Origin of the sequence: Enterococcus sp. DIV1090 (genome assembly GCF_050537975.1) — a bacterium.
Classification (GTDB): Bacteria; Bacillota; Bacilli; order Lactobacillales; family Enterococcaceae; genus Enterococcus; species Enterococcus faecalis.
Genome location: NZ_CP172917.1, coordinates 409492 through 424048, shown reverse-complemented (window position 1 = coordinate 424048; position 14557 = coordinate 409492). Strand labels below are relative to the sequence as shown.

Genomic DNA, 14557 nt, shown 5'->3' with positions numbered 1-14557 from the left:
CTCAATAGTTTCATCTTTATTGTACCATTTCTCTTAGGTTTTCCCAACTAATTTCCTAATAAGCCTCCGAAAATTCCTTCAATCTTGTCTTTGACTTTTTTCGCGCCGTCTTTAATTTGTCCCCCAACTTCATTCAATGTATCTCCGAAATTGCTAGCGCCATCTTGAACAGAGTTTCCAAAGTCTTTTAAGTTATCCCGCCAATTAGAATTGGCACCACCGGTTAAACTATCGTTGCTATCAACAACTTTCCCACCTGTGGCATAAGCATCCGCGACAGGAAATTGTGCTTGTTTAACTTCAGGCAAGATGCCACTAGCTTGACTGTTGAACACCTGAGAGGCATATGTGGCGCTACTACCTTCCAGATAATGGGTTTTACTGGTTTCTTGGAAGCCTAGCCAAGTAGCAATGACAACTTCTGGTGTATAACCAATCACCCACTGATCGTTCGTTTTACTACTATCGAAGTTGGTTTCTGTCGTACCTGTTTTACCAGCCATTACGTAGCCTGCTGGTTGTGCGTTGACCCCGCTCCCAGAACTAAAGACCCCTAGTAGCATACTTGTAATCCCATCTGCAACATCTTTGGTAATGACTTGCTCTTTCTTGACTTTAGTATTATCAACTACAATTGCGCCAGTTGAGTCGACGATTTTTGTAATTAAATGCGTTTCAGTTTTATAGCCTTCATTGGCAAAGGCACTATAAGCTCCCGCCATGGTTAGTGGCGAAACACCCGTTTGTAATCCCCCAAGTGCTAAACCATAATATCGATCTTTTTCTGATAATGGAATGCCAAATTTCTCTGTTTTTTCATAGCCTTTATCTAAACCAATTTGATGTAATAACCATACCGCTGGTAAATTTAAGCTTTCTCCTAAGGCTTGGTACATAGGAACTTCTCCACTGTACGTTCGGCTATAGTTTTGCGCTGGATAATAATCTTGTGGTTTATCTTCTAAAACAGAGTCTGGTTTATAGCCATCCTCTAAAGCTGGTGTATAGACAGAAATTGGTTTTAAGGACGAGCCTGGTGAACGTTTTGTTTGCGTTGCAAAGTTAAAGCCTCGATAAACGTGTTCTCCTCGACCGCCCACCAGTGCTTGCACGCCGCCGGTTTTCGGATCAATGGCTACAGAGCCACTTTGAACCATGGCACCATCTTCTGCATTGGGTGGAAATAGTGCATCATTTTTATAAGTTGCATCCATCGCATCTTGATATTTTTGATTTAAAGAAGTATAAATCTTGTAGCCCTTATTTAAAATATCTTCTTCTTTAAATTTATAACGATTGACCGCTTCATCAATTACCGCATCAAAATAATATGGATATTTGTAACTATTTTCGTCGCCAACATAGGTGTCATTTAATAGACTCGCTAAGTTAACACTCGCTTCTTGATTGGCTTCTTCTTGAGACAGTTTTTTATTGTCGACCATAAGTTGTAAAACGGTATTCCGTCGCGCTGTGGCATTGTCAATGTAATCAATTGGGTTATAGATTCCTGGCCCTTTTAACATGCCCGCTAGCGTTGCGGCTTCCCCCACTGTAACTTGGGACGCATCCACGCCAAAGTATTTACGAGCTGCATCTTGCACGCCCCAGACACCATTACCAAAATAAGAATTATTTAAATACATTGCCAAGATATCTTTTTTCGAATATTTCTTTTCGATTTCAATCGCTAAGAATAATTCTCTGGCTTTCCTATCTAACGTTTGCTCTTGCGTTAAGTAAGCATTTTTGGCTAATTGCTGCGTAATTGTACTTCCGCCACCACCGCCACCGATTTTCCCGAAGGTCAATTTTCCAACAACCGCACGGGCAATCCCTTTGATGGAATACCCTTTATGTTGATAAAACCCGCGATCTTCAGTTGAAATAACCGCATCTTGAATATAAGGAGAAATATTATCCAGTTCCACAAAAGTCCCTTTTTGCCCGAATAATTTTCCAACTTCCTCTCCTGACTCATCATAAACGCGTGTTGATTCACTTAGCCCCGATTTTAGGGTCTCAACGTTTGCGGACTTGGCTAAGTAAAATAAATAAATACTGGCACCTAAAGCGACTACCAAACCAATTAACAAGAAAATTTTATTGATTTGATACTTTTTCCAAATCCGCTTTCTGGCTTGATGGAATTGTATTAAATAAGGCTTTATCCACGTCCAAAAATGACGTAATCCGACACCGACTTTACTAAAAAATTGTTTAAGATTGTCCATAGTACTCCCTCTGTTTACGTTTCTTGGCTAAGTCTACCATATTCTTGTGGGTACGACCTAGGTCTAAAGCATGAAAAATTCTTGAAAAACAATTTCAATGGTCTTTTCGCTGTAGCAAAGGAAATGTGGCCTTCACTAGAGGTAAATAATTGCTTACGTTTAGAAACGAGTCTTTATTTAGCCTCTATTCTATCATGCTTTTCTTCGTTTTTTATGTAAATTTGTTTAAGAATCTCTCAAGGAACTGCCTTTCTAACAAATTTCAGCTTTTTTTCCGTTCTGACTTGACCTTTTGAGTAGCTTTGTTACACTAAATAGCGAATCAGTGAAAGGTGGGATTTGGTGGAATATTCAATGAGATTACCTGAAAATTTTTCAACAATGACTGTAAAAGAACTATTAGAAAATGAGTGGCTAGTCCCTCGAAAAGTACGCCATTTTTTACGCACGCGAAAAAATGTCAAAATCAACGGAGAAACAGCTGCTTTTCATTTTCCAGTCCAAGCTGGCGATTGTGTCACCTTAACGTTTGAAGAAACCGATTATGTACGTCCCACTATTCATTTGGGGGAAGCAACGCGTGTGAAGGTTCTATATGAAGATGAACATTTAATGATTGTAAATAAACCTTATGGCATTAAAACCCATCCAAATCAGCCACAGGAAACAGACACCTTGTTAAATCATGTTGCTGCCTATTTAGCTGAGAAAAATCAGGTCCCTTATGTCGTTCATCGATTAGATAAAGAAACCAGTGGTGCGATTGTCTTTGCTAAAAATCCTTTTGTCTTACCTATTTTAGGGCGTTTATTAGAAACAAAACAAATTTACCGCCAATATCAAGCGATTGTGGCTGGTCACTTTAACCAAAAAGAGCAGACAATCAATCAGCCGATCGGTCGTGATCGACATGATCGCCGGAAACGACGGATTGATCCTCAAAAAGGGGATTCAGCGATTACACATGTCCAAGTGGTCCAAGCTCTTTCTAATAATCAAACTGCAGTTACCTGTGTTTTAGAAACAGGTCGGACGCACCAAATTCGGGTCCATTTAGCTAGCGAAGGGCATCCAATTATTGGTGATCCGTTATACAACCCAAAATCGCAGGCAGCTCGTTTAATGCTCCATGCTTCACAACTTCATTTACTCCATCCGTTTACAAAAAAACAAATCGTTGTGACTGCAGCGCCTGGCCTATGGTAAAAAAAACAGAAGAAATCGGACGGTAACCGCCGATTTCTTCTGTTTTTTTATTTTACCGCACATTCACTGCTGAGAACGGCATATCTGCGTTTGCTAAGTGTCTTGGTGTTAAACAGTTCCTGAGCTAACTCTCAGCCTTAATCATTTGTAGCCACTCTTTTTGTAAAATTCCGTAATTGTAGATATCCAGCCATTGGCCATCTTGAAATAATGCTTCTCTATCAATTCCTTCTTTTTTAAAGCCTACTTTTTCATAAACATGAATCGCTTTTTGATTGTTACTATTGACAGCTAATCTGATTTTGTGCAAGCCCAATTCATAAAAAGCAAATTTACAAATTAAAGACACCGCCTCAAAGCCATATCCTTGACCACGTTGCTCTTTTTGTAAAATAGCAATCCCTAAATTGGCCCCTCTATTTTTCAACTGTACATCAGACAACGAAACCCAACCAATAAATTCCTCTGTCGTATTTTCTAAAATAGCAAATAGAAATCGATCATCTTCTCCTTTATTAATTGTGAAATCTTTCCATTCTTCAAGCCCCCACGGATGTAAAGCATCCCAGCTCAAATGCCGAAGCAATTCATTATCCCATTGCTGTTTTGCAATATGTTCGATATATTCTTCTCTAAAATGAGAAAAGCCAATGTGTTTTCCTTTTAAGACATTTTCCATAAGAACACCTTTAATTTCCTAGATTATTTTTCTATTTGCTGACTATCTATTTCCTCGTATTTTTGTAAAAAAGTGGTAATTTTTTCGATGACACACGCATTTTTATCGCTTTGGTCATTCTCTACCTGAAGAACAAGCAACGGTTCATGCAGACTTAAGCGTAGTAAAAACCACCCACTGCCATATTGACCAGACACGTTTCCTCGAACACCTTCTTGGTTTTCACGGTCCACAGCAAAGTCTGCTTGATTTTCTACAAACAATTCAAAGTCTCGCAAGACTTGTTGCCCATAACAAGTAACATCCTCCGCAGTAATTTTGAAGCGAAATTCGTTGGTTTCTGCCGGTTGCTTCAACGTAGCAATCAGATCACCTAACGTTTGATTGTTTTGTTTCAATTCTGGTAACAACATTAAAATTTTCGCCACGACATATGCACCATCATCCAGATTGTAGTTTTCTTGAAACGCTGCATGACCACTGGTTTCAATAGCTAACGGTGTCTGAAAGCCCCCATGATTCAATTCAATCATTTTATTAATGACATTTCGGTAACCAGAAATATAACGAATCTGTTGGCCGCCTTTTTCTTCAATAAATGTTTTTAAATGACTTGAGGTTGGCGAATTTGTCACAATATAACTACCAGGCGCTTCTTTTAAAACGATTGCCGCTAAAACAGCAATTAAATTATTTCGGTTTAGTACCTCACCTGATTGGTCCACCACAGCCGAACGATCTACATCTGTATCAAAAATAATGCCCAAATCTGCCTGATTAGCTAAAACAGCTGTTTGAATACTTTTCATTGCTTCAGAATTATCTGGATTAGGTACATGATTAGGAAAATGCCCATCTGGTTCTAAAAACTGTGATCCCGTCGTATCAGCGCCCAAAACTTGAAGAACCTGCTCCGCAAAGAAGCCCCCAGCCCCATTACCCGCATCAACGATAATTCGAAAGCCCTGTAAAGGTTTCTCTTCTGGCGAATGAATTCCTTGGCGGATTTTTTCCACCAAATGCTCCGCATAAATTGGCAGTAACTCTTGCTTCATCAGTGTGCCATTTTCATTGGCTGTCAGCGGATCAGTATGAGATAAAATATACCGAATATCTTCTTTCTCTGCTCCACCTTCTGCCGTGAAGAACTTCAAGCCATTAAAATAGTAAGGCAAATGGCTAGCTGTGATCATAATCGCTGCATCACATTGAAGCGTTGAAAATTGAGTAGCCATAAACATAGCAGGCGTCGTAGCTAAACCAACGTCAATCACCTGAATGCCTAATGAAAGAAACGTATCTACTAATGCTTGCTTAATCGGCTCCGCCGTTAGACGACTATCATGTCCGATTGCAATTGTCAGGCGCTGTTGTGCCTTTCGTGGCAGCTGTTTTTTGTCCTGTAACCAACGAACCACGCCCACCGCAATCTCGGCTACTGCTGTTGCGGTTAATGTTGCAGTTTGTTCTTCCGTATCCAAAGCAATTCCCCGAATATCCGAACCATTTTGTAGCGCTTTCAATTCTACCAAGAAAAAAACTCCCTTCTATTGATGCTTTCAATTTTAAAAAATCATATTTTCGATGCGTTCGATAAAGTGTTCCGCATCCTCTTCTGAACGTGTAATCACAATAATCGTATCCGCACCAGCCACTGTACCCGCCACTTCTGGATAAGCTACTTCATCTAAAAAGTTACTCACCACATCGGCATTCCCCATCTCTGTATGCAAGATGACAATAAATTGTACTCGCTCCATTCGAACAACTGAATCTTTCACTGATTCTCGTAATTTCTCTTCACTGCTTGTGCCTTGTGCTTGAGAAAAAATTGCATATTTGACACGACCATCTGCACCATGTGTTTTAACAATACTCATTTCACGGATATCTCTTGAAACAGTCGCTTGAGTGGCTCGGACGCCAAGTTCTTCCAAACGAGTGATTAATTCATCTTGTGTTTCAATTTCTTGTTGCATAATTAATTGTTTAATCAAACGTTGACGTTCTGCTTTTTTCATATAGACCACTCCTCTCCATTCATTTCTTTTATTATATCCAAAAATGAGTAAAAATACAGGTACTTTTCACATTAAACTCTTTATTTATCTGAAAAAGACTGGATAAATGTTTATATACCAGTCTTTTTCAGTAAAAAATACTTATTTAAGAAGATTCTTTTCTTTTAAATAGTCTTTCGCCACTATGCTAGGATCTTGCCCCTCCACATTGACTTGATAATTCATTTCACTCATTTCTTCTTCGCTAATTTTTCCTGCCAATTTATTCAATATTTCTGCTAATTCTGGATATTTTTCCAACGTTGCTGTTTTAATAAGTGGTGCTCCTTGATAAGGCGGAAATAGCGCTTGATCATCTTCTAACGTTACTAAATCGTATTGTCTCAATTCACTATCCGTTGAATAGGCATCAATCACATTTACCTCACCATTATTAATCGCCTGGTAGCGTAATGCTGGTTCCATCGATTGGACATTCAGATTTAAATGATATTTTTCTTGTAATCCCTTATAACCATCTTGCCGATCAATAAATTCTAACGTAAAACCTGCTTTCAACTGATTGCTAATTTTCTGTAAATCACTAATCGTTTTTAATTGATGCGCTTTTGCAAATGAGCGCTTAACTGCGACGGCATACGTATTTTCATAGCGCATCGGTTTCAACAAAGTAAGGTTTTCTTGCTTTTTCAAGCCAGCGCGTGCCGCTTCATAGACTACTTGAGGTTGATTGTCTAGCTGAGGAGGATTTTTTAAAAAGGTTTCGATCACTGTTCCTGTAAATTCCGGATAAAGATCGATTTCATCTGATTTCAAGGCATTATATAAAAAAGTAGTCTTGCCAAAGTTTGGCTTTAACGTCACCTGAATGTCGCTATTTTCTTCAATTAAGGCTTTATACATATTAATAATAATATCTGGTTCCGCTCCTAATTTGCCAGCAATTGTCAGCTGTTTTTCCTTTGAAGAAGTTTGTTGATTCCAGAAAAATGAACCACCTAACAAAAGGCCTAAAATAGTACCGCCAATGATTAGTCGCCGCCCATTCGCTTTTTCTAACCAATGAATTCCATAATTAAATAAGACTGCTAGTGCAGCCGATGAAAGGGCTCCAATAAAAATCAACGATAAATTATTTCGATCAATTCCTAATAAAATGAAGGTCCCTAAACCGCCTGCTCCAATTAACGCCGCCAACGTGGCCGTACCAATAATTAAAACGGTAGCCGTTCGAATACCTGAAATAATAAATGGTAATGCCATTTGCAACTCAAACTTAAACAGTTTTTCTTTTTTACTCATCCCAAATGCTTCTGCGGCTTCTTCTAACGAAGGATCAATTTCCGTCAAACCAGTATAGGTGTTTTGTAAAATTGGGAATAAGGCATAAATCACTAGCGCAACAATTGCCGGTGGTCGACCAATACCAATTAACGGAATCAGTAAGCCTAGCAAGGCTAAAGAAGGGATGGTTTGGAAAATCCCAGTCACTTGTAACAGACTTTCCGCTAACTTACGATGACTCGTTAAATAAATGGCTAAAGGAATTGCAATCAATGCAGCGAATAATAACGAGATAAAGGATAATTGCATATGCTCGATTAACGCTTGCAGATATTCTTCTTTTCGAGCGAAAAAAGTTTCAATCAGTGCTTGCATCTACTGTCCCTCGCTTTCCAACAGTTGTTCCATAAAACGAGTAATCGTTTTTGAGGTGATACACCCTAAAACTTGTTGTTTTTCTACTAAATTTGCTTTCTCTTGCGCATTAATGAGTTGGACAATCTCTTTTAAATTGGTTTCCATGAAAACAGTCGGCACTGGCTCAATCGTCTCATCTGCGGCTTCTAAAAATGCAGTCAAGTCAGCGCCACAATAGTTCGCTAGTTCTGGCGAAGATTGTTTGAAAAATTGACCGACAAAATTATTTTTCGGATGTTTTTGAATGGCTTCTGGCGTATCGACTTGAATAATTTTGCCAGCGTCCATAATACAGATGCGCTCACCTAACAATAAAGCTTCATTCATATCATGGGTCACAAAAACAATGGTACTCGCTAATTCCTGATGAAGTTCTTTCACCAAACGTTGAAGATGATGTCTTGAAATCGGATCTAGCGCGCTAAAAGGTTCATCCATTAAAATCACTTCTGGTTCGGCTGCAATGGCGCGTAAAATCCCGATACGTTGTTGTTCGCCTCCTGAAAGCGCTGCTGGCTTACGATGCAGATATTCCTCAGGATCCAGCTGAACTTTTTTCAATAGTTCAATGGTTCGCTCTCTGCGTTGCTCTTTGGGCCATTTTTTCATTTCAGGAATCAACTCAATATTTTCCGCCACGGTTAAGTTAGGAAATAAGGCAATTTGCTGAAGAACATAGCCAATTTTTAGTCGTAATTCACGTAAAGGGTAGTTGGTTACCGCTTGTTCATTGAGAGCCACTTCACCTGTCGTTGGCTCAATGAGCCGATTAATCATTTTCAAAGTCGTCGTTTTTCCACTACCACTCGGCCCTACTAATACAAAAAATTCGCCTTGTTGGATTGTTAAATTCACATCGGACAAAACGGCATTTTCTTGATATACTTTTGAAACATTTTGAAATTTTATCATTTATTTTCACCGCATCTTTCACTTCTTAATAAACAAAATCTTTGGAGGATCGTCACTCTTTCAGTATAATTTAAGACTAACATCCTGCCTAATTTTTTGTTTTAAGCGCAAGTATGTGGGGGCTCATTTAACGGCTGCCGGTTCGTATCTACAATTATCTACTCAATGAATGGAAAAATTGTCCTCTTCTGCCTTAAACAAAAGTGAACTGTTTTCTACTAAAAGGAGTGATCGTTATGGAAAACGACAAGCGAATTTATAAATGGGACAACGTGAAACTTTTTTTAATTTTCTTAGTGATTTTTGGGCATATTTTAGATCGTGAAGCTTCTCCTTCACGACTCATGGAAACGATCAACTTTTGGATCTATTCATTCCATATGCCAGCCTTTATTTTTGTCTCTGGACTCTTTAGTAAACATGCAATTAAACAACGAAAATATCTACGCTTACTTTCCTTTGTTTGGCTTTATCTCTTAGCGAAGTTGTTGATTACGCTTGCTAATTTCGCCTTTGCAAATAAAATGAATTTTGATTTACTGAACGAAACAGGCGTTCCTTGGTACTTACTTTCCTTAGCAAGTTTCTACTTAATTACCATCTTTCTTCAGCGCGTTCAGCCGAAAATCATGTTGCCCATCATCATTGTTATCGGCTGTGCCTCAGGCTATTTGCCTGTGGAAGGTTTCTTGTCTTTAGGACGGACTCTGGGCTTCTTCCCTTTCTTCTATTGTGGCTACTTAATGGATATTCAAAAGCTACAAACCTTTTTAGATCATCGCAAAGTCAAATGGGCAGCGATAGGCGTAATTTTAAGCTCCTTTTTATTTGTAAATAGTCAATGGTCATTGGCAACGAAATTTTGGGGCTTCTTAACTGGTTGGGCTTCCTACGCTGAAATTAGTCCGGCCTTTGAATACAGTAGTTTCATTCAGCTGTTCTTTTACGTTGCTGCAGCATTGGTGTCTCTTTCTTGGTTTGCATTATTGCCGAAACGAAAGTTACCTTTAAGCGCCCTCGGAAAAGATACTCTCTACCCTTATCTCTTGCATATGCCCTTAATTATTCTGTTGGAAAGTGGTTTGCAATTAGACACACTCTTTAAAGAATGGTTTACTTTCCGAATCCTGGCACTCTTCTTCTTAGCCCTCTTCATTTAGCTATTACGAATATGCCTGTGGTGAAACGGGGAGCGGATTATCTTTTTAATCCACAATCAATAATGATTCCCAAGAAAATATACAAATAAAGAACATAGGAAATTAATCCGCTCTCTATGTTTCATGAATCTCATTAAGCATCTTTAACCACATTGAAAGGTTTATCTTTCAATGTGGTTAACTTGACTTTAATTGGGGCCTCAGTTTTACTTTTTTGTATCATCAAATAGTACAACAAAAGCATGAAATATTAATAAAACAGGGAGTGTCATTTTCAATAAATTGGGGATTAATTCTTGATTTATAGATAAGTGATTTTTATTCAAAAGAAATAAATGCGAACATACATAGCCACTATAAAAAAGTAAACTACATAAAGTAGCATTTGAAAAATGCCAATTTTTATTATCCAGTTTCGTAGAAAGCGCATTCATTACAAAGCGTCTATAAATATAAATAAGTAATGTTCCAAACAGAGTTAATGTATGTAAATCTTCATCGGACTGTAGCGTAAAAAATTTTGATACCATTAGTAAATTCGTAACTACTTTAACATATTCCATTTCTTTTTTTATTTTGTTAAATCCTTTCCTTCTTATTATAATCACCTCCTTAAATATTTAACTAATAATTAATATAGAAAAATTGTAGCATATAAAAAAAGGAGGAACAACTACTTTTAAAATCAATAACTTCGTTCAACACATATAATAACAACATAGCTGTAAAACTAAATATTTAACTAATCGTACTCTCTATTCGTAAAGTAATAAATAACGTGACTCTAAAATTAAATAATTTCGTAATCGCATCACTTGCTCTAGCAAAGCTTTAATTCGTTACTTATATTTTTTATATAATAACCATATTTATACATATCAATGATATTTTTACATCAATCATATCGTATTTGCGAAAACTAAACAACATGACTCTAAAACAGTCGGAACGAATGGGAATAGAACGTTTAAGTTTTGGTATCATTCTAAACAACATGACTCTAAAACGAAAACCAAAAACGCTCACTAGAAATTTACGTTTTGGTACCATTCTAAACAACATGACTCTAAAACCGTGAAAGGTAGTAGCGCCAATTTGTTTGTGTTTTGGTACCATTCTAAACAACATGACTCTAAAACGTGTCTTTGTTCCACATGTCTAAAGATTCAGTTTTGGTACCATTCTAAACAACATGACTCTAAAACCTCGGAGAATTATTTTTTCTCCAAAGTTCTGTACTCGCATCACTTATCCATAGCTAGATTTCAGTTTAGAATGTATTGATTTGTTTCTACTCTTTCATTATACCAAACTTTCTCTTTACCAACATTATTTGACAAAGAGCCGTTTTTTGTTCAAATAAATAGAAAAATATTTTAAATCTTGAGAAAGAAAAAAATAAAACTTCACTGTTATTCTATTTTAAGAATTAAATATTCTCCTTCTTCTTGGTTGTATACCCTCTTTCCCATTAAACCCGCAATTTCCTGAATCGTTTTTAAACTATCAAAATTGTCATCGTTACCATCTTCAATTTCAACTACCATCGTTCTGTCTTGCTCATTCTCAAAAATGTAATCTGTACAATTCACATAGTACCTATCTAAAATATCTTCTACTGGATACTGAAAATCTTCGCCTTCCTCTAACTCAATAAATAAAGTAACCACATATCTTTTATTAATTAAGTCTTTAAACACGCCATTACCTATTGCTTTATAGCTCTCACTATTTTTGTATTTATCCATGACTACCGTACTAACTATCTTCATAGTATTTTTTATTAAAATCCAAATTCTTGGGGATTTTCTACAGCATTTTTTACTTCTTCGTACCAAGCCATGAAAATATCATAGTTAGTTAAATCATCAGAATCTAAATACTGAAAATCATATTTATACTTTGCTTCAAGGCTGTTTTGTTTAACATCATAAAACAGTTTAAACTGTGTAGGTACAGGTTTAGAATACTTTTTGCATACTTCAGCTATTTCTTGTAAATCCTTCGTACCCAGCTTTAATGCCTCCCAACACCTATCGTCAGAGTTATCATACTTTTTTTCTTCAGGTTTTAATGCCGTATTTACTTCGTCCATCGTGACAATTTTATTATTAATTTTAAAAAATAGGTTAAATGAGTAACTACCGCCTTCTATTGAACCATACAAATAAATTTTTTCTGCGCGCTCTTCAATAAATTCTTCTGCGATGGCAACCATATCTACTTGCCATTCCATAAACTCATCTTCAAATACTTTTGTCATCTAACTTTCTCCAACAAGTTATTAAAATCCAAATTCTTGGGGATTTTCTACAGCACTTTTTACTTCTTCGTACCAAGCCATGAAAATATCATCGGTATATAAGTCTTCTGTGTTAGAATATTGTAAATCATACTGGTACTTTGCCTTTAGATTATTCTTTTGAACATCATAATACAGCTTAAACTGAGTGGGAATTGGTTTATCATATTTCTTACATACTTCGGCTATTTCTTTTAAGTCCTGTACACCGATCTCCAATACTTTCCGCCGCCTATCACTTGATACATCATATTTTTCTTCAAAATTTTTTAACGCATCATTTACCTTACTCATAAAAACAATTTTGTTATTAATTTGATAAAATAAATTAAAGGCGTACGTACCTCCTTCTATAGATCCATACAAATAAATTTTTTCTGCTCGATCGTCAATATATTCTTTTGCAATATCTACCATATCTGCTTGCCAGTCCATAAATTCATCTTCAAATATTTTTGTCATATAAGTTTCTCCTAAGTTTAATTTATATTTTCAATCAATGCAGAGTAGTCTACCCCGTCAATAGTATAATTAACATCAAAAGACTTTGGACGAAGAGAATTCCCTTTATAATGAATTTTTATTTTCACAGAGACTTCCTTTCCAGCTTCGATTGCTTTTTTCCAAGTTCTCTCTAAACGACCGTAATCTTTCAAATTTACGTTTTTAGCTTGCGACAATAGATTATTTAACTCAGGGGATCCACCAAACATATCCGCAAAGATATGTCCTGCATGATCATCTGGTAATTTATCTGGTGTATTAGGATTATGCCGTTTTCTACCTTGATGTGTCTTGAGTTTCAAATTAGCATTAGCATCTGAAATCCTCCCCAACTCATCTGTCTTATACCCATAGTCATGTTCCCCAGATTTGTATTCATTATTAGGTTTCAAATCTTTATGTTGCTGTCCATAGTTCTGGACAAAGCTGTAACTTACTTGTCCATTTGCCACACCCATTTTAGTAATGACATCAGTGACAAGCGCAACTCCTGCGCCAGTTGTCGTTGCTCCTACAGCCACGCCTATTTGGGTAATTCCTGCTAAAGCTAAAGTTCCGCCAGAGAAATAGGTGCCTGCCAAGTCCCAACCTGTGATTCCTAAGCCAGTTAATGCAGTCACCACACCTGTTGCCAACTGCAATAAGGATTGGTTCAAAACTTCTAATTGTTGGTCTGATAATTCTTTGTTAACTTTATCCCATTGCGAAAGTGGCACATTTTTCAGCGCTTCTTTCATGATTGTTTGGTAAGAAGCTTAGGTTACTTAATTATCTTTTTGAGTAAATAAAATTCCTTTCAAAATATATTCTATTTTGAAAAGGAATTTTATTATTATGCTTCTAGTTACTCAAAACCGAATGTTTGTGGGTTTTCTACAGCACTTTTTGCTTGTTCGTACCAAGATATAAAGAGGTCATCAGGCCCTATTTCATAGGTATCCGAATACATAGGGTTATATTTATACTTTGCATCTAGACTATTATTTTTAACATCATAAAATAATTTAAGTTCTGTAGGAATGTCTTTACTATACTTTTTACAAATATCAGCAACTTTTTGTAAATCATCTACACCAACTTCAAGAACCTTTCCTTGATTATAATCAGACGTATCAAATTTTAAATCTTTTTCAGATAACACCGAATTAACTTGGTGCATAAAAAGAATCTTACCCTTTATCTTAAAAAATAAATTAAAGAAATAACCACCATCTTCTATTGAACCATATAAATAAATGTTTTCTGCTCGTCCTTCTGTATACTCATCTACGATATCCACCATATCTGCTTGCCACTCCATAAATTCATCTTCAAATATTTTTGTCATATTACATATACCAATGAGTTAGTAAAACCCAAATTCTTGGGGATTTTCTACAGCACTTTTTACTTCTTCGTACCAGGACATAAAAATATCATCGGTATCTAAATCTCTTGTATTGGAGTAAAGTAACCCATATTTATATTTTGTTTTTAAACTATTCTGTTTTACATCATAAAATAATTTAAACTGACTAGGAATCTCTTTTTTATATTTCTTACAAATTTCAGCTATTTCTTTTAAATCATCAACACCCACTCTTAAAACTTGGTATTGTCTATCATCAGAAATATCATATTTTTCTTCACTAGCAGTTAAAACAGAATTTACTTGATTCATGAAAACAACCTTATTTTTTATTTGATAAAATAAGTTAAAGAAATACTCTCCTTCTTCTATAGATCCATACAAATAAATTTTTTCTGCTCGATCGTCAATATATTCCCTTGCAATGGCAACCATATCTGCTTGCCAATCCATAAACTCATCTTCAAAGACTTTAGTCATTGTCGCACTT

General features: G+C 36.4%; 13 protein-coding genes and 1 pseudogene. 2 read left to right on the top strand and 12 right to left on the bottom strand.

From position 1 onward, the window contains the following. Window positions 1-47 precede the first annotated feature (47 nt). Window positions 48-2234 carry a PBP1A family penicillin-binding protein gene (locus IGL48_RS02135; RefSeq protein WP_048949564.1) on the bottom strand — a complete coding sequence of 729 codons (2187 nt, stop codon included), beginning with the start codon at window positions 2232-2234 and terminating at the stop codon, window positions 48-50. Window positions 2235-2576: 342 nt separating this feature from the next. Here IGL48_RS02135 and IGL48_RS02130 point away from each other — a divergent pair, with 342 nt between their 5' ends. After that, entirely contained in the window at window positions 2577-3440 is an 864-nt protein-coding gene (locus IGL48_RS02130; RefSeq protein ID WP_002364824.1) for an RluA family pseudouridine synthase, read from the top strand. Between the two features lie 124 nt (window positions 3441-3564). Here IGL48_RS02130 and IGL48_RS02125 read toward each other — a convergent pair whose 3' ends face one another. The 5 genes from IGL48_RS02125 to IGL48_RS02105 all read right to left on the bottom strand — a co-directional run bounded on the left by IGL48_RS02125 (window position 3565) and on the right by IGL48_RS02105 (window position 8753). Further along, window positions 3565-4119: a GNAT family N-acetyltransferase gene (locus tag IGL48_RS02125; RefSeq protein WP_002367997.1), complete on the bottom strand. Its 555-nt coding sequence runs from the start codon at window positions 4117-4119 to the stop codon at window positions 3565-3567. A 23-nt stretch (window positions 4120-4142) separates the two neighbouring features. Beyond that, window positions 4143-5651, bottom strand: coding sequence for a phosphoglucomutase/phosphomannomutase (locus IGL48_RS02120; RefSeq protein ID WP_010824410.1), 1509 nt, complete (start codon window positions 5649-5651; stop codon window positions 4143-4145). Between the two features lie 33 nt (window positions 5652-5684). Further along, a complete protein-coding gene (gene argR / locus IGL48_RS02115) occupies window positions 5685-6140 on the bottom strand; it encodes an arginine repressor (RefSeq protein ID WP_002355509.1) in 456 nt (151 codons plus the stop codon). A 141-nt stretch (window positions 6141-6281) separates the two neighbouring features. Further along, a complete protein-coding gene (locus IGL48_RS02110) occupies window positions 6282-7799 on the bottom strand; it encodes an ABC transporter permease/substrate-binding protein (protein WP_002355507.1) in 1518 nt (505 codons plus the stop codon). Further along, window positions 7800-8753 carry an ABC transporter ATP-binding protein gene (locus IGL48_RS02105; RefSeq protein ID WP_002363150.1) on the bottom strand — a complete coding sequence of 318 codons (954 nt, stop codon included), beginning with the start codon at window positions 8751-8753 and terminating at the stop codon, window positions 7800-7802. Between the two features lie 236 nt (window positions 8754-8989). Between IGL48_RS02105 and IGL48_RS02100 the strand changes: the two are divergent. After that, window positions 8990-10002: pseudogene (locus IGL48_RS02100) on the top strand (acyltransferase family protein). A gap of 1323 nt (window positions 10003-11325) precedes the next feature. On the opposite strand, the gene IGL48_RS02095 reads toward IGL48_RS02100, so the two are convergent. From IGL48_RS02095 to IGL48_RS02070, 6 genes are all read right to left on the bottom strand, one after another. After that, window positions 11326-11661 carry a hypothetical protein gene (locus IGL48_RS02095; RefSeq protein ID WP_010824407.1) on the bottom strand — a complete coding sequence of 112 codons (336 nt, stop codon included), beginning with the start codon at window positions 11659-11661 and terminating at the stop codon, window positions 11326-11328. Window positions 11662-11696: 35 nt separating this feature from the next. Further along, complete coding sequence (locus IGL48_RS02090; RefSeq protein WP_010824406.1) at window positions 11697-12176, bottom strand: hypothetical protein; 480 nt, start codon at window positions 12174-12176, stop codon at window positions 11697-11699. A 21-nt stretch (window positions 12177-12197) separates the two neighbouring features. Beyond that, on the bottom strand, window positions 12198-12677 hold the full coding sequence (locus IGL48_RS02085; protein ID WP_010824405.1) for a hypothetical protein: 480 nt from the start codon (window positions 12675-12677) through the stop codon (window positions 12198-12200). Window positions 12678-12694: 17 nt separating this feature from the next. After that, a complete protein-coding gene (locus tag IGL48_RS02080) occupies window positions 12695-13435 on the bottom strand; it encodes a DNA/RNA non-specific endonuclease (protein ID WP_229236160.1) in 741 nt (246 codons plus the stop codon). Window positions 13436-13563: 128 nt separating this feature from the next. Next, complete coding sequence (locus IGL48_RS02075) at window positions 13564-14019, bottom strand: hypothetical protein (protein WP_239660137.1); 456 nt, start codon at window positions 14017-14019, stop codon at window positions 13564-13566. 45 nt (window positions 14020-14064) lie between these two features. Continuing rightward, window positions 14065-14547, bottom strand: a complete 483-nt coding sequence (locus IGL48_RS02070) for a hypothetical protein (protein WP_010824402.1) — start codon at window positions 14545-14547, stop codon at window positions 14065-14067. Window positions 14548-14557 lie beyond the last annotated feature (10 nt).

Coding starts and splice junctions, on each gene's coding strand:
- IGL48_RS02135 (WP_048949564.1), bottom strand. CDS start 2,234: ATGGACAATCTTAAACAATTTTTTAGTAAAGTCGGTGTCGGATTACGT.
- IGL48_RS02125 (WP_002367997.1), bottom strand. CDS start 4,119: ATGGAAAATGTCTTAAAAGGAAAACACATTGGCTTTTCTCATTTTAGA.
- argR (WP_002355509.1), bottom strand. CDS start 6,140: ATGAAAAAAGCAGAACGTCAACGTTTGATTAAACAATTAATTATGCAA.
- IGL48_RS02110 (WP_002355507.1), bottom strand. CDS start 7,799: ATGCAAGCACTGATTGAAACTTTTTTCGCTCGAAAAGAAGAATATCTG.
- IGL48_RS02105 (WP_002363150.1), bottom strand. CDS start 8,753: ATGATAAAATTTCAAAATGTTTCAAAAGTATATCAAGAAAATGCCGTT.
- IGL48_RS02095 (WP_010824407.1), bottom strand. CDS start 11,661: ATGGATAAATACAAAAATAGTGAGAGCTATAAAGCAATAGGTAATGGC.
- IGL48_RS02090 (WP_010824406.1), bottom strand. CDS start 12,176: ATGACAAAAGTATTTGAAGATGAGTTTATGGAATGGCAAGTAGATATG.
- IGL48_RS02085 (WP_010824405.1), bottom strand. CDS start 12,677: ATGACAAAAATATTTGAAGATGAATTTATGGACTGGCAAGCAGATATG.
- IGL48_RS02075 (WP_239660137.1), bottom strand. CDS start 14,019: ATGGAGTGGCAAGCAGATATGGTGGATATCGTAGATGAGTATACAGAA.
- IGL48_RS02070 (WP_010824402.1), bottom strand. CDS start 14,547: ATGACTAAAGTCTTTGAAGATGAGTTTATGGATTGGCAAGCAGATATG.